Annotated in this window: 33 protein-coding genes; 1 reads left to right on the forward strand and 32 read right to left on the reverse strand. The window is 73.8% G+C overall.

The features are described from left to right. Window positions 1-73 precede the first annotated feature (73 nt). The 10 genes from FH609_RS04165 to FH609_RS04200 all read right to left on the reverse strand — a co-directional run bounded on the left by FH609_RS04165 (window position 74) and on the right by FH609_RS04200 (window position 6,333). Window positions 74-1,573, reverse strand: coding sequence for a terminase (locus FH609_RS04165; RefSeq protein ID WP_152311249.1), 1,500 nt, complete (start codon window positions 1,571-1,573; stop codon window positions 74-76). Next, the gene (locus FH609_RS30785) at window positions 1,518-1,757 is read right to left on the reverse strand and encodes a hypothetical protein (protein WP_139670519.1); all 240 of its coding nucleotides are present in this window, start codon (window positions 1,755-1,757) and stop codon (window positions 1,518-1,520) included. Before FH609_RS30785 ends, FH609_RS04165 begins: the two co-directional genes overlap by 56 nt. A gap of 490 nt (window positions 1,758-2,247) precedes the next feature. Then, window positions 2,248-2,391, reverse strand: coding sequence for a hypothetical protein (locus tag FH609_RS30790; RefSeq protein WP_193317989.1), 144 nt, complete (start codon window positions 2,389-2,391; stop codon window positions 2,248-2,250). Between the two features lie 84 nt (window positions 2,392-2,475). Beyond that, window positions 2,476-2,988 carry a hypothetical protein gene (locus tag FH609_RS04175; RefSeq protein WP_139670521.1) on the reverse strand — a complete coding sequence of 171 codons (513 nt, stop codon included), beginning with the start codon at window positions 2,986-2,988 and terminating at the stop codon, window positions 2,476-2,478. Window positions 2,989-3,050: 62 nt separating this feature from the next. Further along, window positions 3,051-3,254, reverse strand: coding sequence for a hypothetical protein (locus FH609_RS04180; protein ID WP_139670523.1), 204 nt, complete (start codon window positions 3,252-3,254; stop codon window positions 3,051-3,053). Between the two features lie 344 nt (window positions 3,255-3,598). After that, on the reverse strand, window positions 3,599-4,297 hold the full coding sequence (locus FH609_RS30795) for a hypothetical protein (RefSeq protein ID WP_193317990.1): 699 nt from the start codon (window positions 4,295-4,297) through the stop codon (window positions 3,599-3,601). Then, entirely contained in the window at window positions 4,294-4,857 is a 564-nt protein-coding gene (locus FH609_RS04190; protein WP_139670525.1) for a hypothetical protein, read from the reverse strand. Before FH609_RS04190 ends, FH609_RS30795 begins: the two co-directional genes overlap by 4 nt. Continuing rightward, window positions 4,854-5,414 (reverse strand): hypothetical protein, encoded by a 561-nt coding sequence (locus FH609_RS04195; RefSeq protein ID WP_139670527.1) that lies wholly within the window; start codon window positions 5,412-5,414, stop codon window positions 4,854-4,856. The genes FH609_RS04190 and FH609_RS04195 overlap by 4 nt, the downstream gene beginning before the upstream one ends. Beyond that, window positions 5,414-5,560 (reverse strand): hypothetical protein, encoded by a 147-nt coding sequence (locus tag FH609_RS30800; protein ID WP_193317991.1) that lies wholly within the window; start codon window positions 5,558-5,560, stop codon window positions 5,414-5,416. The genes FH609_RS04195 and FH609_RS30800 overlap by 1 nt, the downstream gene beginning before the upstream one ends. Next, window positions 5,557-6,333 (reverse strand): DUF2637 domain-containing protein, encoded by a 777-nt coding sequence (locus FH609_RS04200; protein ID WP_139670529.1) that lies wholly within the window; start codon window positions 6,331-6,333, stop codon window positions 5,557-5,559. The genes FH609_RS30800 and FH609_RS04200 overlap by 4 nt, the downstream gene beginning before the upstream one ends. A 176-nt stretch (window positions 6,334-6,509) precedes the next feature. On the opposite strand from FH609_RS04200, the gene FH609_RS04205 reads away from it, so the two are divergent. Continuing rightward, window positions 6,510-6,824, forward strand: a complete 315-nt coding sequence (locus tag FH609_RS04205; protein WP_139670531.1) for a hypothetical protein — start codon at window positions 6,510-6,512, stop codon at window positions 6,822-6,824. Window positions 6,825-6,830: 6 nt separating this feature from the next. Here FH609_RS04205 and FH609_RS04210 read toward each other — a convergent pair whose 3' ends face one another. From FH609_RS04210 to FH609_RS04300, 22 genes are all read right to left on the reverse strand, one after another. Continuing rightward, a complete protein-coding gene (locus FH609_RS04210; protein WP_139670532.1) occupies window positions 6,831-7,508 on the reverse strand; it encodes a hypothetical protein in 678 nt (225 codons plus the stop codon). Window positions 7,509-7,823: 315 nt separating this feature from the next. Continuing rightward, complete coding sequence (locus FH609_RS04215; RefSeq protein ID WP_139670534.1) at window positions 7,824-8,489, reverse strand: hypothetical protein; 666 nt, start codon at window positions 8,487-8,489, stop codon at window positions 7,824-7,826. Then, on the reverse strand, window positions 8,486-8,905 hold the full coding sequence (locus FH609_RS04220; protein WP_139670536.1) for a DUF4031 domain-containing protein: 420 nt from the start codon (window positions 8,903-8,905) through the stop codon (window positions 8,486-8,488). The genes FH609_RS04215 and FH609_RS04220 overlap by 4 nt, the downstream gene beginning before the upstream one ends. Beyond that, window positions 8,905-9,081: a hypothetical protein gene (locus tag FH609_RS30805; protein ID WP_193317992.1), complete on the reverse strand. Its 177-nt coding sequence runs from the start codon at window positions 9,079-9,081 to the stop codon at window positions 8,905-8,907. The genes FH609_RS04220 and FH609_RS30805 overlap by 1 nt, the downstream gene beginning before the upstream one ends. Next, the gene (locus FH609_RS04225) at window positions 9,078-9,323 is read right to left on the reverse strand and encodes a hypothetical protein (protein WP_139670538.1); all 246 of its coding nucleotides are present in this window, start codon (window positions 9,321-9,323) and stop codon (window positions 9,078-9,080) included. The genes FH609_RS30805 and FH609_RS04225 overlap by 4 nt, the downstream gene beginning before the upstream one ends. Beyond that, a complete protein-coding gene (locus FH609_RS04230) occupies window positions 9,320-9,880 on the reverse strand; it encodes a hypothetical protein (protein ID WP_139670540.1) in 561 nt (186 codons plus the stop codon). Before FH609_RS04230 ends, FH609_RS04225 begins: the two co-directional genes overlap by 4 nt. Before the next feature lie 37 nt (window positions 9,881-9,917). Then, window positions 9,918-10,466, reverse strand: a complete 549-nt coding sequence (locus tag FH609_RS32070) for a VUT family protein (RefSeq protein WP_139670542.1) — start codon at window positions 10,464-10,466, stop codon at window positions 9,918-9,920. 136 nt (window positions 10,467-10,602) lie between these two features. Beyond that, window positions 10,603-10,830 carry a hypothetical protein gene (locus tag FH609_RS04240; RefSeq protein WP_139670544.1) on the reverse strand — a complete coding sequence of 76 codons (228 nt, stop codon included), beginning with the start codon at window positions 10,828-10,830 and terminating at the stop codon, window positions 10,603-10,605. Beyond that, window positions 10,827-11,372 (reverse strand): hypothetical protein, encoded by a 546-nt coding sequence (locus FH609_RS04245; protein ID WP_139670546.1) that lies wholly within the window; start codon window positions 11,370-11,372, stop codon window positions 10,827-10,829. Before FH609_RS04245 ends, FH609_RS04240 begins: the two co-directional genes overlap by 4 nt. Then, window positions 11,369-12,337 carry a hypothetical protein gene (locus tag FH609_RS04250; RefSeq protein WP_139670548.1) on the reverse strand — a complete coding sequence of 323 codons (969 nt, stop codon included), beginning with the start codon at window positions 12,335-12,337 and terminating at the stop codon, window positions 11,369-11,371. Before FH609_RS04250 ends, FH609_RS04245 begins: the two co-directional genes overlap by 4 nt. Before the next feature lie 16 nt (window positions 12,338-12,353). After that, complete coding sequence (locus FH609_RS30810; protein WP_193317994.1) at window positions 12,354-12,632, reverse strand: WhiB family transcriptional regulator; 279 nt, start codon at window positions 12,630-12,632, stop codon at window positions 12,354-12,356. Continuing rightward, window positions 12,629-13,471: a helix-turn-helix domain-containing protein gene (locus FH609_RS30815; protein WP_193317995.1), complete on the reverse strand. Its 843-nt coding sequence runs from the start codon at window positions 13,469-13,471 to the stop codon at window positions 12,629-12,631. The genes FH609_RS30810 and FH609_RS30815 overlap by 4 nt, the downstream gene beginning before the upstream one ends. Beyond that, window positions 13,468-13,842 carry a hypothetical protein gene (locus FH609_RS04260; protein WP_139670552.1) on the reverse strand — a complete coding sequence of 125 codons (375 nt, stop codon included), beginning with the start codon at window positions 13,840-13,842 and terminating at the stop codon, window positions 13,468-13,470. Before FH609_RS04260 ends, FH609_RS30815 begins: the two co-directional genes overlap by 4 nt. Continuing rightward, window positions 13,839-14,135: a hypothetical protein gene (locus tag FH609_RS04265; protein ID WP_139670553.1), complete on the reverse strand. Its 297-nt coding sequence runs from the start codon at window positions 14,133-14,135 to the stop codon at window positions 13,839-13,841. Before FH609_RS04265 ends, FH609_RS04260 begins: the two co-directional genes overlap by 4 nt. 72 nt (window positions 14,136-14,207) lie before the next feature. After that, a complete protein-coding gene (locus FH609_RS30820) occupies window positions 14,208-14,375 on the reverse strand; it encodes a hypothetical protein (RefSeq protein WP_193317996.1) in 168 nt (55 codons plus the stop codon). Between the two features lie 107 nt (window positions 14,376-14,482). After that, entirely contained in the window at window positions 14,483-14,716 is a 234-nt protein-coding gene (locus FH609_RS04270; protein WP_139670555.1) for a hypothetical protein, read from the reverse strand. Then, entirely contained in the window at window positions 14,713-15,366 is a 654-nt protein-coding gene (locus tag FH609_RS04275; RefSeq protein ID WP_139670557.1) for a hypothetical protein, read from the reverse strand. Before FH609_RS04275 ends, FH609_RS04270 begins: the two co-directional genes overlap by 4 nt. Continuing rightward, window positions 15,363-16,214 (reverse strand): PD-(D/E)XK nuclease-like domain-containing protein, encoded by an 852-nt coding sequence (locus FH609_RS04280; protein ID WP_226961387.1) that lies wholly within the window; start codon window positions 16,212-16,214, stop codon window positions 15,363-15,365. Before FH609_RS04280 ends, FH609_RS04275 begins: the two co-directional genes overlap by 4 nt. A gap of 88 nt (window positions 16,215-16,302) precedes the next feature. Next, window positions 16,303-16,485 (reverse strand): hypothetical protein, encoded by a 183-nt coding sequence (locus FH609_RS04285; protein WP_139670559.1) that lies wholly within the window; start codon window positions 16,483-16,485, stop codon window positions 16,303-16,305. Further along, on the reverse strand, window positions 16,482-16,862 hold the full coding sequence (locus FH609_RS04290) for a hypothetical protein (RefSeq protein WP_139670561.1): 381 nt from the start codon (window positions 16,860-16,862) through the stop codon (window positions 16,482-16,484). The genes FH609_RS04285 and FH609_RS04290 overlap by 4 nt, the downstream gene beginning before the upstream one ends. Next, a complete protein-coding gene (locus tag FH609_RS04295) occupies window positions 16,859-17,185 on the reverse strand; it encodes a hypothetical protein (protein WP_139670564.1) in 327 nt (108 codons plus the stop codon). Before FH609_RS04295 ends, FH609_RS04290 begins: the two co-directional genes overlap by 4 nt. Next, window positions 17,182-17,532 (reverse strand): hypothetical protein, encoded by a 351-nt coding sequence (locus FH609_RS04300; RefSeq protein WP_139670566.1) that lies wholly within the window; start codon window positions 17,530-17,532, stop codon window positions 17,182-17,184. Before FH609_RS04300 ends, FH609_RS04295 begins: the two co-directional genes overlap by 4 nt. Between the last annotated feature and the right edge of the window lie 17 nt (window positions 17,533-17,549).

The raw sequence follows: 17,549 nt of genomic DNA on the forward strand, positions 1-17,549 counted from the left end.
GACCCGGGCCCGGCGGGGGTTCACCCGCGTACCAGGCACCATCACGCCCCAGCGTCGGCACGCGACCACCCCCTCACAGAACCGAGTCCAGAACGTCGTAGTCGGGGGCGATCAGGTGTGCGCGGGACTCGAACGCCCACCTGGCCAAGGTGACGGCGACCAACGGGGAGATATCCACCGTGGACAGGCGCCGGCCCCAGCCCCACGCGTCCCCCAGCGGGCGCGTCCGCGCCCCGGTGATCGCCGTCTCCAGCAGCTCTTGCCCGATGTGCCGCAGCGTTCCCTGCGTCACCGCGTCCACCAACTGCCCACAGCCGGCCGCCACTTCCTGCGCCGTCGGGATCGCCAGATCCCCATACCGAGGCTCGGCGCCGTCTGCCGGCCGGGTGATGCCCGCCTTCTCCAGATCGACCAGCAGAGAGCCGACCGGGCCCTTCACGTCCAGCCCGATCGCGACTGGCGTGTGCCGGTCCCGCAGCCGCGCCAGGCGACCCACCAGCCAGTCCGTGCCCTGCCGATGCTCGATCACCTCGGCGTGCCCCAGCCCGTCCGCGCGCAGCCCGTAGGCCGCGATCGACGCCCAGTCCCGCGAAGGCGTGACGTCCACCGCGAACGCCACCGCACCCTCGCGGCGGCTGGCACGGTCCGTCAGCTCGGCCCACCGCCCGAGATCCAGCACCGACGAGCCACCGACCGCCCGGGGATACCAGGCGCCCAACCGCTCGATCGGGAACCGCTCGGCCAACCCGCTGGGCTTGGCCTCGTCTTCCACGGTCTCCTCAGCGATCCGGATACCCATCGACGGGTTGCACGCGTACCAGAGGTCCCGGTCCTTCGCCCCGCGCCGCACGTCCAGCGGGTCCGTCGGGTCCAGATCCGCGCCCCAGTCGAAATGCGCCATGCGCGGCACCCCGGCCTCGCCATCCTCCCGAAGCCCGTAACACCACGCCGTCGGGTCCTCCGGCGGCGTTCCGAAGAACCACGCCTGCGGGTCCGGCTGCGCGGACAGCGTCGGCATCATCGCCGCGTTCTGCTGCGAGGTGATCTCCTGCGCCTCATCCAGAATGTTCTTCCGCCCGGAGAAGCCCCGGCCGGAGCCACGCGACCGGGCCACGAACCGGAGTCGCGCACCGCCCGCGCTCCTCGTCAGCTCGATGCCCTGTTCGCCGTTCGCCTCGCGGATGCGCGCCACCCGCCGGTCCAGGTCCGGCGTGGACTGGATCAGCTCCTTAACCCGGACGAACGCTTCCTGCGCCGTCTTGAACTCGTGCGCCGAGTGCAGGATCAGGCGCTCCCGCGTCAAGAACAGCCAGCCCAGCGTCAACGCCTCGATGATCGCGCCCTTGCCGTTCTGCCGAGGCACCCAGCACGACACCTTCGTCGCCGCGCACCGCCCGTCCGGCCGCTCACCCAACCCGTGCAGCAACACGTACTGCTGCCACGGATCGAGGATCAGCCCAGCCGACGCCGCCAGGTCCACGAACTCCGGCCCGGCCGACGAGGAGTACTCGGGCCACTTACCCACCCGAGGCGTCTGCGCGCCTCTCCGCACGTCGAGCAGCGAGTTCGTCAAGCGGACTCACCTCCTTGCCGCCCGGCAGGGACTCCAACTCGGCCACCGTCGCCCGCAGTTCCTTCGCCACCGCCGCCGCGTCCTTGCCCTCGACGGCGGCCAACTCAACCGCGAGCCGATCGCGCACGGCTTCCAGAATCGCCCGCCGGTCGCCCGACTCGGCAGCCGCAACAACGTCACTCACGGTCACCGCCTACGGAGCGTCACCGGCCCCAGGGGGCGCGGGGAGAGAAACGGAAGAGTGGGCGCGGGGTCGTCCAGCGCCCCTGGCCAAAAAACGATCACCGCGCCGCGCGTGACGGCGCGTCACCAAGCCTCTGACGTGCGCAAATGCTTCTCGATCGGCCCTGCTCCGCGCTCGGTGTTGCAGGCGCGTCCGCATGTCGAGCAGCGTGCGTTGACTCCGTGCGCTGGGCGCATGGCGTGTGGGTCCACTGGTTGCTGAGCGTCAACGCTGACTGGGATCAGATGGTCGGCTTCGCCTGCGCCTGCGTGCCCGCAGATGTGGCAGCGGTCGCCGTAGATGGCGAACATCTGCTGGCGGGCCCGTCGGTAGGGGCGGCCGGAGCGATGTCGCCTGCCTGCTGCGGTGGACACGGGGGCACCCCCTCGGGGCCGGGGTGTGGGGGCGGGGTGGGGGTGGGGGGACCCCCGGGGGGGTGTTGGCCGGGGGTTCAGTAGGTGGGGCAGAGGTGGTCGTGCACCACGGAGTTGATCTGTGCGGCGATGTCCGGGCCGTGGCCGTCGGGGTGGGTGTGGCCGTTCCGTAATGCCGTCGCCGCCCGACCCTCACCGGGCGGCGCCAGCTCCCCATCCACCTCGCCGGTGGTTCAACGCCGAAGACCCCGACTCACCGTCGGGGCCTTCGTAAGCTTCTGTGTCCGGGCACGCCGGACTTGGGGTCAGGATGCCGGATGATCGCTGCTGGCGCAACTACCGTCGCCGCCGGACTGGGTGGGGGGCCAGGGCCGTTCAACCCACTGGTTGGTGGCGGGGTTGAGGTCGAGGCTGCTGTCGCCGGCCTGGACGCGCTGGATGGTGGTGCGGGGGTCGCGGATCTCGCCGAGCACGGGGAACTCCCGGTCGTGGTGCTGGTTGGCGTAGTCGATGAGGGCGTTGCACAGGTAGTACTCGCGCTCGGCGGCCAGCTGTCGGTTGGGCTCGTGGGCGACGGAGGCGAATGTGAGGGTGCCGAACCTCCGGGCGGCGATGTGGTCGTGGGCGCAGAGTTCGGTGAGGCGGGCGTCGGCCCAGGCGATGTCGGTGCGGAAGTCCGCCGGGTCGGGGCTGTCGTGGTCGGCGCCGTACATGACGCGTTGGAGTCGGGCGGGGACCTGGGAGGCGAGGGTGGCGCGCATGGCGGGGTCCAGGGTTTCCCAGGGTTCGAGGTCGGGCGGCGGGGTGTGGGTGGCCATGGGTTCATCCTCTCGCGGAACGGGGCCGGCCCGCCCGGGTGTTGGGCGGGCCGGCGGGTTGGTTAGTGGTGGGCGACGGTGAGGGTGGTGAGGGTGCCGTCGCTGGTGGCGTTGAGGATCGTGATGTGGCCGAACTGGGCGGTCACGTCGCTGTCGCGGAAGTAGAACAGGAAGGGATGCGTCTCGCCAATGTGCTGTCGGGCGATATGTAGGGGCATTTGGTCGGTGGGGGCGGACATGGTGCTGGTGAAGCGGTCGTCGGTCACGGTTCCTCCTGGGGTGATCGGGTGCCTTCACCGAGGCTAGGCGGGGGCGACTGCACGCCCCGCCGACCTTGTTATGGGGCGGAGGGCCCGAATCTGCTCGACTGGGGGGCTACTTGTTGCAGGGGCAGGTCCATCCGCCGTCGGCGGCGCGGTTCATGGTGTGGCCGGCGCCGCACTGGGGGTCGCGGGCGATGGGGTGCGGGAAGGGGGGCAAGGGCCGGGCGGGGGCGGGCTCGGGGGTGGAGCGGCGGCGGAAGAAGGGCATGATCGTGGTCTCCGTCTCGTGTTCGGGGCGGGTCCCGGGCCGGCCGCATCACTGCCAGGCGACCGGCCGGCCCGGGGGGTTATGCGACGTGGTGTCGTGCGGTGGTTTCGGCGGGGTCGCGGGTGACCCAGCCCCCCTGCCCGATCTCGTCGACGATCGTGTTGTTGGTGTTGTTGTTGGCGGGCTGACCTGCGGCAACAACACCGTCGGGAGAGGTCTCCCGGTCGGGGAGTGGGGGCAGGTCCTTCGCGCGGATGCCGGTGCTGGAGCCGGGCCGGGTGGCGGAGCGGGTGCCGGCGATGGGGAGGCCGGCTTCGGCGGCGAGGTGGCGGGCGTCGGCGGGGGTCCAGTGTCGGTGGGGCCAGCGGCGGGTGAGCGCCGGGGGGATTTCGGCGAGGTGGATGCCGGGGCCGTCGCCGATGAGCGCCCGGACCAGCTCGGTGAACTCGGCTTCGTCGGGGCCCGGTTCGGGCTCCGGGTCGTCCTGGGCGGCCTCGTCGTCGACCGGCTCCTCGGTCTCGGGTTCCGGCCGGGTGCGGTAGGCGACGACGCACCAGGCGGAGGCCGCCGGCCACATGAGCACGGGGGAGTCGAGCACGGCCGTTCCGGCGAGGTAGAGGACTCCCCCGGTGGCGGCGAGGCGCCTCAGGGCGGCGGGGAGGCTCTGCTGGTCCTCGTCCTCGGGCCAGATCCACCTCGCCCAGCGGCGGGCGATGATGGCGCTGCCGTCGTGGACGCGGGCTGCCGGGATGCGGATGGTGGGGCCGGGGCGGATCACAGGACACCCACAAACGGGTCGCCCGCGCCGTTGAGCAGCGGGGAGATGGTGCGCCCGAGGGTGCCGGCGAGGCCGGAGGAGTAGGCGAGGGAGACGCCGGCCCAGACGCCGGCGGCCAGTTGGATGCGCTTCTTCTTCGGGATCTTCTTCCAGAGCGCGATGAGGGCGACCAAGGCAACAGCGACGATAAGCGCTCCGCCGTCGGTGAGGTAGGTGATGTCGTTGGTCGCCATGTCGCGGCCCTGGGCGCCGGTGGTGCCGGCGAGCGCGGTGTTGCCGCCGCCGCTGTTGAGGTTGGAGATGTAGTACGCCGTCCAGCCGATGAGCCCGCCGACGCAGGCGACCATGGCGGAGCCGTAGACGAGCCCGGAGGCGAGCGGGAGGAGTTCCTTCCAGTCGCGGGTGCTGGTCTCGACCGCTTCGCCGTCGCCGCTCTTCTTGCCCTTGCCCTTGGGGCGGCCCTTGTACCACCAGCGGGCGCCGTACCAGGTGAGGATGCCGAGGCCGATGAGGATGCCGCCGAGGGAGACGCTGCCGGGCGGGGAGTTGTAGAGGTTCACGGGTTCACTCCGGTGAGCACGTAGACCAGGCCGTCGGCCAGGGGGAGGGTGAGGGCGGCGCCGGCCACAGCGGCGCAGAGGATGGCGCGGGCGACCCAGCCGGGCCGGTAGGCGCGTTCGTCGGGGTCCCAGCGGGACGGCCGGTTCCTGACCCGGCGGTCGTTGGCGAGGGCTCCGGCGACGGCGGCCCCGCCGATGACCCAGGCGGCACCCATGCTGGCCTCGGCCTGGATGTCTCCGAGGGTGAGGGCCCAGCGGCCGGCGGGGGCGCCGATGCCGGGGATGGGCATGAGTCCGATGGCGCCGAGGATGGCGGTGCGCAACGTCCAGGCCGGCCGCCACCACGGCCTGACGTCGGCTTCCACGGGGGACACGTCGGTGCCGGGGGTGATGGTGACGTGGACGTGCAGCACGTCGGGCGGCGCCTCGTAGGGCCGCTCGGCCACCGGCTCCTCAGCCGGCGCCGGGTCGGGCTCCTCGCGGAACCACGGCCGGGCCAACCGGCGGGGCAGAGGCTCATCCGGCGGCAGGATGCGGCCTTGGATCGGGTCGGTCATCACGCACCCACCCAGGCGAGGCCGGCGGCGCCGGCGAGGACGGTGATCGCGGCCCAGGCGAGGAGGTCCAGCAGCTCCTCGGGCTCGATCACGGCGAGCAGCGCGCCGACCGCGAGCACGGCGACGAGGAAGAAGAGCAGCTTCACGACGCCTCCCGTCCGAGCGCCGACGGGTAGGTGGCCAGGCCCGGTTCGGTGCGCTCGATGCGCTGCCGGGACGCGCGGGCGGTGGACTCGCTGTCGCCGAGCCCGGCGGCCGTCATGGCGGCCCGCATCTGCTTCGTCGTCGGCCGGTACCCGGTCTCGTAGAGCGGGCGGATCGCGCGGTCGACGGGGCTGTCGTAGGTGACGGGGGGCGCCGGTTCGTCGTTGGGCTGGTCGTCGCCCGTCGTGTCGCCGGTGTCGGGGGCGTCGAGTTCGACATTGCCCGTCTGCTGCGCGGTGTCGGGCGTCTCGGCGGGCGTCGCCGGGGTGGCGACGTGGGCAGCGAGGATGCCGTGGATCTGCCGCATGAGGGCACCGAACGCGAGGAGCGCGGCGACGGGCGGCACGGCGGCGACGACGTAGTCGAGGCGGGGCGCGCCAGCGCCGACGCCGGCGATGTTCAGGGCGATCGACCCGGCGGAGCCGGCGGCGGTCAGGGTGATGGCCCACCAGTCCACGCGGCCCTGGAGGCTGCTGCGGAGGATCAGGATCTCGCCGATGACGATGAACGCGTCGAGGGTCGCGGGCCATGCCCACATGCGTTCGCCGGTGAGCCCGTGGGTGCCGGCAACCTCGGCGAGGTGAGCGTATGAGAGCCAGAACGCGGCGGCGGTGAGGCCGATGGTCACGGCGGCGGCGGTGAGGGCGAGCCAGTAGATGGCGTCGCGGGGGCGTCCCGTTTCGGGGGTCGCGTGGGTAGGCTGTTGCTCAGCCATGGAGGTCACTCTCCGGTGGTCAGAGCCTCGGCCGGGCTTCCACACACCGACCGGGGCTCGATTCATTTGTGGGGCCCGAGGGCCTGCCAGTTCGTGTCGGGTAGCCGACACCTGTTGAGCGTACCCGACACGGCGCCCGTCGTGTACCCCTACGCTCCGGCGGGGAGGTGGAGTTCATGGCGGATGCGGAGGAACGGCCGGAGGTGGCGGCCGTCAGGACGGCGGTGCGCGCGCTGGAGGCGATCCCTGACGCGACAGAGCGGGCGACAGCGGCGACGGAACTGCTGCGGGGGTGGCCGGAGTTGCACAGGCTGGTGCGGGAGATCCGCGAGCACGCCGTCATGACGATGCACGGGCAGGGCATGGACTGGCCGGAGATCGGCCGGGCGATCGGGGTGGATCGCTCGCGGGCGTGGCGGATCGGCCACGGGCATGACGGGAAGCGTCGGGCGGGCGCCAGTGGGGGTGACGCCCGACAGCCGGAGGGCTGACGCCCGTCAGGCGGCGGCGGTGGTGTCGAGCGTCCACCGGCGCCCGCAGGCGTCGCAGTCGATGGCGGGGTCTGTCCCGTCTCCGCCGCTGACCATGAGGTCTCCGCCGCATCCGTCGTGGGTGCGGCCGGTCGCGGTGGTGCGGCGGGCGATGCGCAGCAGGGTCTCGATGCGGTCGGCGGCCGTCTCGGCGGCGCGCTGGATCTGGTGGAGGTGCTGCAACGCGAGGGGGGCGAACGGGCCGCCCGGCTTCGCGGACAGCCGGTGGGCGAGCCATTGTGCGGCGGCGGGGGCCGAGCGCTGGCCGGTGTAGCGCCAGCGTCTCGGGTCGGCCGCGTCGGCGTCGGCCAGTTGGTCGCGCCGCTCACGGTCGGCGGCCGGCCAGCCGGCGGTGCGCGGCGCGTGGCTCATGGCGGGCCGCTGGGTGTCGGCGGCGATCCGGTCGGCGAGGTCCACCAGGCGCTCGGTGATCTCGGTCATGGCGTCGAACACGTCCACCGAGATGGGGAGCGGCCGGACGTCGCCTGGGCGCCCGTCCCCGGCCTCGTCAGGTTCCCGGAGGCGCGAGATGCCCATGGCGGGGGGCCAGTCGCCGGCCGGGCGGGCGCCGACCGCGTCGGCGAGCAGGGGCCACAGGGCGATGACGTTGGTCAGGGCGGTGCGGGTGGCGGTCAGGTCGAACACGGTGGCTCCCCGATCGGTTCGGTGCGGGCGGCGGGTTGGGTGGCGGCCCGGCGAACTGCCGGGCCGCCGAGGGTCAGGCCGTTGCGCGGCGGCATCCGGGGCAGGTGACGGGCTCGCTCCTGTGCTGGGCGCGGTCGACGGCGCGCAGGCGCCTGCTCCCGCAGGCGGTGCGGGCTACGCCGTCGTCATCGCGCACGACGGCATGGACGACGCGCCCGCCGCGCACGATCACGCGGGTGACGCTTGGGGGGATGCGGTCGGGCATGGGGATCTCCGGTCGGTGCGGGGGTAGCCCGGCTGGTCCGGGCCGCCGGGTTAGAAGGGGTGGTGGTCGGGGTCCAGCCCGCAGTGCCCGCATCGGTCCGGGTCGTCGCCGGGGACGAACTGCTCGCAGACGTCTCCGGTCAGGGCGCGGATGGTGGGGCAGGGCCAGGGGGCGCGCAGGACGCCGTCCGGGGTGGTGCAGGAGCCGCAGGTGTCGCCGTGGCCATGGCCGGACCACTGGGGGTGGAGGGCACGGACGCGCGCCAGCGCCGCCTCGGCAGCCTTGCGGGCTCGGATGGTGGTGGTGAGCGCGGCCTCGGTGTCGGCCAGCCGGGCGGCCAGCTCCCGCTCGCGCTGCTCGGCGGCCTCGGCGCGGGCGAGGAGCGGCTGGACGACGTAGCGATCGACCTGGACCGCGGCCTCGCCGGCGGCGTCGATGCACTGGTCGTGGTCGGTGCGCCCGAACGGCTGTGCGCCCGTCTGCGGGCCCGAACTGGCGTCCAGGGTCCCGGAGTTCGCCGGGGCGTCTGCGGGGCGCTCAGGGGCGCTCAGGGGCGCCACGGTGGGTGCGTTGCTGTGCGGGGGGATGGCGGACTGCTGCCACCACGCCCCCGTCGCCTTGTCCACATGCCGCCAGCGCGGGTGCGGGCCGGGGGGCAGGCTGCACGTCCAGTCCTCCAACTGGTCCCCGCACACGGCGGGCGTGGGCTCGGTCATCGGTCGGTCTCCTCCGGGTTGCGGGCGGCGAGGTAGGCGCGGAACTCGGCGATGGCCTCGCGATCGCCGTCGGTGAGCTGGGTGTTCGGGTTGTTGCCGCAGCGTGGACCGACCTCGGCGCCGTCGCGCTCCTCCTCCCGCCGGCGGGTCATGAGCTGGCCCATGAAGCGGCGGTCGACCTCGACCGCGCCGAGCTTCACGGCTTGGGCGCGCTTGGGTGGGGTGATGTCGTAGTGCCACCGGTAGTCGCGAGGCCCCTTGCGTTGGAACCACGTGCGGCGCAGGCCGAGCCGGTCGGCGAACGCGTGCAGCTCGTCGACGCCGTCGGCGGTGAGGTGGCACCAGTGTGTGTGGCGCAGGCCCCGGGCGCGGGCCAGCCATGTGTAGTCGCGGATCTCGTCGACGTAGACGGCCATCAGCGGGTCCTCCTCCGGCGGTTGCGTGCGGCTGCGCGCCTCGTGGCGCGGTTGGGGCGGGGCTCGGGCTGGCCGTCGGGGATGTAGACCTCGCCGGTGCCGGCGAGGGCGGTCTCCCACGCGGCGCCGGGGCGCGGGGTGTGCTCCGGGCGCGGGGCGGACGACGGGCCGCTCACGCCGCCTCCCCGATGACGGGGCGCGGCCACCGGCGGCGGCAGGCCGCGCGGTTGACGCACACGATGATCGGCGGGACAGCGGGCAGCACACGGAACTGGCGGGTCCCGGTTCTGCCGCACTGCTCGCAGCGGCGCTGGATACGGGTCGGGGATGCCATCTGGTCCTCCAGGTTGGTGGTGTGGTGGGATCGGGGGGCGCCCGCGCCGGGTCGAACGGCGCGGGCGTCCTGCTGGGTGGTCATGCGACGCTGCCGAGCGTCGGGTTGCGGTGCAGGTGGTCGATCCACTCGGAGAGCTGGGGCCAGTTCTTGTCCGGGCCGAACGCGAGGAACGTTCCGTCCGCGCTGTCGCAGCCGAACCACTCGGCTATGCCGAGGCGTTGGCGGGAGTTGACGCGGCCCATGTGGACGCCCTTGCCGCGCTCACGCGCCTCACGGGCCAACTGCTCGGCGACCGGGCCGACCTTCCATCCGGTGCTGCCGGCCAGGAACAGAACGTCGAACGCGTCCCAGGGCACGCCCAGCAGGTCGCACCCGTCCTGTGCGGCGAACGCTGCGGGGATGCCCAACTCGCGGATGCGGGCCAGCCACGGCAGGGACTCGGTGAGGGTTCCTCGGGCGTCGAACGGAACGTCGGGGGCGACAGCCCACAGGCAGCGGTCGGCGCCGTAGCGGGCGACGGTGCGGGTCAGCCAGTCCCACCATCGGTCGGCTCCGGGCCAGCCCTTGCCGAACTTGCCGTTGTCGCAGGCGTACATGGCGCCGTCGGGGATGCGGTTGCCCTGCGCGGGGGTGGTCATGCAGCCGATGAGTCCGGCGGACATGGCGGCGCGGGCGTCAGGCCCGGACGGTGTCGCGAGGTACAGCACGGTGGGTCACCCCCCACCGGGCGGCGACGACCAGGGCGACGGGCAGGGCGGTGGCCCACGCGACCTTGCCGACGAGCTGGCCGCCGACGACCGACGCGGTGAGGGGGAACCCGGCCAGCCACAGGAACAGCCAGGTATCCACCACGGCCCCGACGGCGCCGGAGGTGAGGGCGGCTCGGGCCCAACCCTGGGTGCGGAGTGGGGTGTAGACGGCCATGTCCGCCAGCTCGGCCACAAGGAACGCGGTTGCGGATGCGATGGCGAGGGCGGGCGCGGTGGTCCAGGTGAGGGCGGCGCCGGCCGCGATACCGGCCAGCACCCAGCGGCGGCCGGCGGTGTCCTGCACGGTGTCGCGCAGCAGCAGGGCGGCCCCGGCGGCGAGGGTTCCGGCGGTGGTGGTCAGGCCGGGGGCGATGGGGATGAGGCCGTAGGTGTCGGTGGCCCAGTTCGCTCCGGCGATGGCTGTGATGTAGGCGGCTACCGCGAGGGCGGCCAGGGTGGTGCGGGCGGGTGTCATGTCTCGTTCCTCTCGGTGGTGGTGGTGCGGGCTGGGTGGCTGCCGTCCATGGGCCGTCCGCGTCGGGTGGTGCATCGGGCGCCGGCCGGTGCGTGGCACCAGGGGCGGGGGCGGCGGCCGGGAAGCGGCGGGGCGGTCACAACTGGTCCGCCAGTTCGGCGAGGCGCGCCTCCAGCAGGGCGACGCGGTGGGCGAGGTTGTCCTCCTGAGGCAGCGTCAGGTTCGCCGAGCAGGTGCACCAGGTGAGGAGGCGGGCCGTGTCGGCCCCGGCCTGGTTGGCTGCGGTACCCATGCAGCCGGGCATCACGTCGCCGTCGAGGTCGGGGCAGCGGTGGCAGGTGGGCGGGCAGCGGTGGCTGGTCACGAGGTGGCCTCCCATCGCTGCCGCGCGGCCTGCGCCCGCTCCCGGTGGGGTCCGGCGCCGCGCGGACGGCCGGACGGGAGCCGGCAGCCCCGGCCCATGGGCGCGGTGCAGCGGGGGCAGGGGATGGACATGGGGCCGGGCTCGCGGCGGGGCGCGGGGACCGCCCGGCCGACGCCGGCGACGAGGGCGGCGACGGGCCGGGGCCGCTCCAGCCCGGACGCGGCCCGCTGCCGTCCGGCGCGCAGGGCGGCGAGGTAGCCGGCGACGTCGTCCGGATCAGCGTCCGGTATCTCCGCGCTGAGCCCGGGGCCGACGTAGTCCGCAGCGGCCTGGGAGCGGCGCTCGCCCACCCGCTTGCGGATGTCGGCGATCTTGACCCACTGCTGGGTGCGGATCAGGTCGGCGGCGGCGGCCATGCAGTCCCGGTAGTCGAGGTCGCCCAAGGCGGCGTGCCACACGTCGGGGGTGCCGGCCTCCATGCGGTTCAGCACGTTGGCGGCTGAGAGGAGTTCGAGTAGGTCGGCGGTCTGGTTGAGGTTCACGGGGTGTGCTCCTGTGCGCGGGCGCGGAACTGCGCGATCACGGACGAGTTGTGCGAGGTGCCGCCGGTGGTGCCGTTGGCGGCGGCGGGGAGCGCGGGGGCCCCGGGGGTGCCGGCGGGGACGGACGGCATGTCCTCCCAGATGCGGGTGAGGTACCGGGCGGACCTCGGTGGGTCGGCGGGGTTCCAGCGGCGGCGGGTGAACTCCACGAGCGCCGGGACGGACGACCGCTTGATGTGGGCGTGGATCTTGAACCACTCCACCTCGGAGAGGCGCCAGCCGACGACCATCCCGGAGGCGGTCAGCTGGTCCACCAACTCGCGAGCGAAGTCGGGCACCAGGGGGCCGTCTTGCGGGCTTGCTTGCTTGTTCTTCTCCTTCGTAGAAGGAGAAGAAGGACGGGACGGGGACGGGGCAGCGTTACTAACGGCGTTACGAACTTCGTTGACCTGCGACGACGGTTGATTTTCGGAGTCGCTTCCGTGCGCGTTCGTGTCGCCGTCGTGTCGCCGTCGTGTCGCCGAGGCGTCGTTTTCGACGTCAGAACCGTCACCCGTAACGCCGTTACTGGGGGCGTTACTCTGCCCGTTACGCGCGGCCTCTTCGGCGGCGCGCTTCGCTTCCCGCTCGGCCTTCTTCCGCTCCCGCCACGCCTTCTGCCGGGCGGCGTTCGCCTCCCGGTCCGCCTTCACCCGAGCACGGTCAGGGTTGTACTCCAGGTAGTCGTGCACCTCCCAGCCGTCTTCGGTCCGGTCCCACAGACCGGCCTTCTCCAGCTCGGCCGCTGCGGTCTTGGCGCCGCGCACCCGGGAGATGAGGCTCAACTCCCGGGTGGCGATGCGGCCTTCGGTCAGGTTCTCGGAGCACCAGCAGAGCCCGGAGACGTACAGCCGGAACGCTCGGTCGGACAGCAACGCGACCTTCCGGTGAGAAGGGAAGCGGTCGTCCAGGCGAACCCAAGGCATCGGTGCTCCTGCGTGGTCAGTTGGTCGGGGTGGCGTCCGCGCGGTTGGCGGCGGTGGTGCGGCGGCGTTGGAGATGGGCGCGCTGCTCGGGGGTGTATCCGCCTCGGATGCCGTGCCGGCCGCTGCGGGGCCGCTGCTCCTCGGCGAGGGCGGCGTCCAGGCAGGAGATGCGGACGGGGCAGTGGTTCCAGCAGATGTCGAGGGCGACCCGGCCGGACTCGCCCTGGCTGGGGAACCACAGCTCCGGGTCCGTGGTACGGCAGACCGCCTCCCGCTCCCAGTCGTAGGTGGTCACGACGCCTCCCCGTTCTGCCGCCGCTGGCCGAGCCGGCGGATGGCCTGGTTGACGTAGTCGCGGGAGACGCCCAGCCGCTCGGCGGCCTGCTGGCGGCTGTGGCCCTGCTGCTCCAGCCACATGGCGTTCTCGGCGATCACCGCGTATCGGGGCTGCTCGCTGGCCGCCGGCTCGCACTCCGGCGCCTGCGGGTCGTCGATGCCGCCCCAGTCCTCCCAGAACTCGGGGTTCGGCCAACTGCCGCGCTGGGCCCGGTTGATGGCCCGCTGGTTCCCGCCCGGGCTGGTGGCCATCTCCCGGTAGGCGGTGGCGACGCGGCCGGCGACGTCGCGGCTGACGTGGGGCCGGCGGCCGGCGGTCAGCTCTTGGAGAAGGCCGGCGTCCACGCCGCTGTATCCGCTGATGGCGGTGATGGTGTGTCCGATGGCGGCCAGGGCGCGCAGGCGGCGGCGGGTGCCGGTGGCGTCCACGAGGCGCCGGCCGGGCACGGCGTCGCCGGGCTGGAGTGCGGTGATGCGGCGGGCGGTGTCCCGCCGGACCCAGGCGAGTTCGCCGTTGAGGATTGCGGAGATGGTGGAGGAGGAGCAGCCGGTCGCGGCCTGGAGTTGGCGCCAGCCCGCGCCGGCGGTCCGGAGGCGGTGCAGGTGTTCGGCGACCGGCCCGGCGGGCACGGTGAGCGCGGTGTCCGGGGAGAGGTTGCGGAGGCGGCGCCAGCCGTCGTAGCGGCGGGCGGCGGCCATGCACGGCTCGCATCCGCAGCCTCGGACGCCGGCGGCGGGGCGGCCCTTGGCGCGCGCGGTCGTGCCGTGCGCCGGCGCGGGCCTGGTTGCGGTGGTCACGCTGCCTCACCACCCTGCGCGGTCCCGGCGCCGATCCACTGCCGGCAGGCGGACGCCTTGACGGTGGCGCGCTTCGACTGGACGTAGCCGGCCGGGCGGATCACGCCCCGGCGGGCGGCTGCGCCGAATTGGGGGCCCCACTGGTTCGGGTGCTCGGGCTCGTCCAGGAGCCCTTCCTTCAGCAGGTCGGCGGCCTGGAACGGGACGCCGCGCTTCGCCATGACGGCTATGGCGGCTTGGCAGGCGGCGGCCCACGACGGCGCGGTCGCGGCCTGGGCGCGGGCCATGCCGGCGGTCTTCGCCGCGCGGCCAGCGGCGGGGTCCACGGCGCCCTGCACCACGGCGGGGAGCTGGAGCTGGGTGCCGGTCACCGGGCGGCTCCGTCCTCGGTGGTGGCCTGGCGGTGCTCGCACTTCCCCAGCAGGCACGCCATCACCGTGGCGTCCCACTGCTCGCGGGTGACCAACTCGTGGGTGTAGCCCGCCTTCTGGTCGCGGTCGCGGTCCCGCTGGCGAGGGACGAACTCCTTGTGCGCCTGCTCCGGCGTCGCGGCGTACTCGCCATGGAGCGACCCCTCGGCGCAGCCGTCCGCCGTGCGGCGGACCCAGAAGCAGGTGGTGAGCGGGACGGTCGTGCCGTCGATCTGGACCATCAGCGTGGTCATCGCGTGCTCCTCGGTATCGTTCGGGGTGGCCGCCGCCCGGGCCGGTTCGGACGGGCCGGGCGGCGGCCGTGGTCAGCGGGCGGTGGCGTCCTGGCAGGCGTCGCAGCGGGTCTGGCCGTAGGTGGGGTGCCAGCCGGCGTCCTCGCGGGCGGCCTCGGCGTCCTCGCGGGTTGCGTACTCGCCGTCGAGTAGCGCGGCGCAGGCGTCGCATCGCACGTGGTACGTGGTCTCGATAGCCATCGTGTGCTCCTGGGTATGGTCGGGGTGGCCGCCCCCATGTCGGGTGGGGGCGGCGAGGTGTTGGGGGTCCCGCCGGCCGGGTCTGGTCACCGGCCGGCGGGACCGGATCAGGGGGTGGGGCCGTCGGTCAGCCCGTGGCGCCGGAGCGCCGCGTCCAGGTCGGGGCTGCTGGCCACGTCGGCGGCCAACTGCTCGCGCCACGCGGCCAGTTCGTCCGCCGTCGGCTCCGGCACGGGGCCGGTCGTGGTCCACAGCGCGGGCAGGTGCGCCAGGACCACCAGCCCCACGCCGGCGGCGATCAGGGCGACCGCCACAGCCGTCAGCAGCAGGTAGGGGTTCACCGGGCACCGTCCTCGGGCGCCTGGCCGGTGATCTCGTCGACCGTGACGGGCTCGGCCACCGTGGTGGTGACCGGCCGCCCGCCGGGACCCGGGTCCAACTCCTCGGCGGCGTAGGGCATGGCGTGCAGAACGTCGGAGGCGATGAGCCGGCAGATTTCGCCCGTCGCCCGTGCGACGAGCATGGTCTGGGGCTGCTTCTTCCACTCGGGCTTCTCGGTGAGCTTCATCTGGGCGGCGCGCTCGATGGTCCACGTGACGGTCTGCCACGTCTCCGAACCGGCGCGCCGGCCGCGCATCACGCAGTGCTCCGCGCTGGAGTCCACCAACTCGACCTCGTGGCCCCGGGACTGGACCAGGCCGCGCATGGCGTGGGCCCGCAGGGCGGGGGTGCCCTGGATGACGTCCATGGAGCGGAGGGTGGCCATGGGCCGCATCCCCAGCTCGGCGCCGGCCAAGATGGCGGCGGTGATGTCCTCGGGCTTCCCCCGCAGCGAGGCGGGGACGAACGACGTCTTCGCCAGGCTGGTGGCGATGCCGGCCGCCTGCCGGGCTTCCTGTGCCCACAGGATCAGCTCGCTCGTCATCTCGGCCGGCGGGGCGGCCGGGGCGACCTCGCCCGGCTCGTCGGGGAGGGCCAACTCGCTGCTCACAGCCATTCCTCGTCTCGCTTCTGGGCCCATGAGGGCTGCTGGATGATCAGGGGTTCGTCGGCGTAGCCGGGCCAGTGCCCGGACGCCGTGCAGTCGCGGAAGAGCTGGCGGGCGGCGGCGTTCTTCGCGCCGGCCAACATCAGGTCCGACGGGGCGATTTGGGCGACGGTGACCACGTAGGGCGGCGTCGGCTCCTGGAAGACCAGCAGGAAGACCGACCCGTCCGGGGCGAGTCCGGCCGCCGCGACGGCCTCCGTGTACCAGTCGCCCTGCTGGTGGTAGCCGTAGTTCGCGATCGACCGGGCGATGGCCGCTGGCGAGGCGTCGACGGTCTTCTTGTAGTCGGGGATGATCAACCTGCGGCCGGCCACGGGGTTCCGCAGCCAGTCGAGGCGGGCCCGGCACGAGACGCCGGTGTCGGGGTCGGTCCACCAGATCGACACTTCGGCCCGCCCGTCGCCGGGCTGGAAGAGCGGTCCGGCGACCGGGTGTTGGCGCACGGCCTCGGCCATGGCCTGCACCTGGTCGTACTCGGCGGCCAGCAGTGGCACGGCGCCGTCGGCCCGCGCGGCGTCCCGCTGCTCCCGGGCGGCCTTCGTGCGCCAGTCGGGGGCGTCCACCACCACGACGTCGGGGCCGACGCCCAGCACGGCGAGGTGCGCGGCCGTCCCCGTCTCCATCGCCCGCGTCGGCACGCTGCCGTGCTCCCGCTCGTAGGCGAACTTCGCCGGGCAAGCGAGCAGTCGGCGGGCGCCGCTGCTGCTCAACGCCGGGTCCGCGTGATACGCGTCCTCGGGGATGCCGTCGTACACGCCGGGCGCCATCCCGGTCTCGGCCGGCGCGCTCACCGGTCCTCCCACCAGGTCAGCAGGACGACCAGCGCGACCATGGCGACCAGCGCGATGACGAGCGCGAACCACCAGTTGGCGAGGAAGCTCACGACGCCTCCCCGAGGTTGGGCTGGGCGGTGTGCGCGGCGGCCGTGGCGAACGCCTGCTGGGCGCACTCGCGCCACAGGCCGCCGGTGACTCCGGGGTGGGCGGCGGCGTAGGCGACCATGCCGTCGCCGCGCTGCTCCTCCTCGACGGCGAACGCCTCGCTGGGCTGCTGCGGGGTCATCGCGCACCCCCGTCGGTGTCGGCGTCGGTCTCGTCGGCGAGGCGGCGCAGATGGGCGGCGGCGTGCAGCTGCCCGGCGTGCACCAGCTCGTCCGCCGCCTCCCGCAGCACGTCGGCGCGGGACGGGGCGGTGCTGGCGGGCTCGTCCTCGGCCTCGTCCGCCGGCCGCGATGCGGCGCGGTGGAGCCACGACGCGATCACGGCGACGGTGGGCCAGTCCCACCCGGCCAGCCAGGTCGCCATGCGGATGTCGTAGGCGCCCAGCTCCACGCCGGCCGTGGACAGGGCCTCCAGGATCAGCGCCCGCTGCGCCTCGTCAGGCATGAACCCGGCCGGGCGCTCCTCGATCGGCCCGGTCGGCACCGTCGGCTCGCTCATCGCGCACCGCCCTCGGTGTTGCGCGGGGCGACCGGGGTGGGGAGGTGGAACGTCAGCTCGACACGGACACCACGGACGGTGGTGGACGCGGTCAGCCACGACGAGCCCTTGTGGGTGTCCAGCCGCACCTCGGCCGGGGCGATGCCCAACGCGACGCGCCACGGCTCCATGTCACCCGGGTCGCCGTGCAGGGACACCTCGACCGTGGACGGGTGGGTGTAGGACACCGAGATCATGGCCGCCGGCAGGCCGGGGTCCTGCTCCGCGATCAGATACGCCAGGTGCAGAGCCGGCGCGAGGTGGCGCATCGTCGGCTCGCTCATCGGGCCACCGCCATCCCGGCCGGGGCGAGCGCGCGGAACGCGGCGTCGGCGAGGTCGAGCTGGTGGCGCTGCTCCGCGAGGCGGGCGTCGGCCAGCTCGGCGAGGCGCGTGGCGTAGGTGACCGGCTGGGTGGCCCACCGGCGCAGCACCCGCGCCGCCCGGTTCGCGGACTCGTCGCTGCCGGCCAGGCGCAACACGGACACGACCCGGCTCGCCCGCTCCAGCAGCGCCCGGTCACGGGCGGGGACCGCCGCGTCGGCCGGCTCGGGCAGGGTCAGGTACTCGGTGATCGCGGCCAGCAGCTCGCCGGCCGCCGTGGTGGACAAGGTGCGGGTAGGCTCGGACACGGCCTACTCCTCTCTCG

The organism is Streptomyces sp. 3MP-14 (assembly GCF_006334905.2).
GTDB classification, from domain to species: domain Bacteria; phylum Actinomycetota; class Actinomycetes; order Streptomycetales; family Streptomycetaceae; genus Streptomyces; species Streptomyces triticirhizae.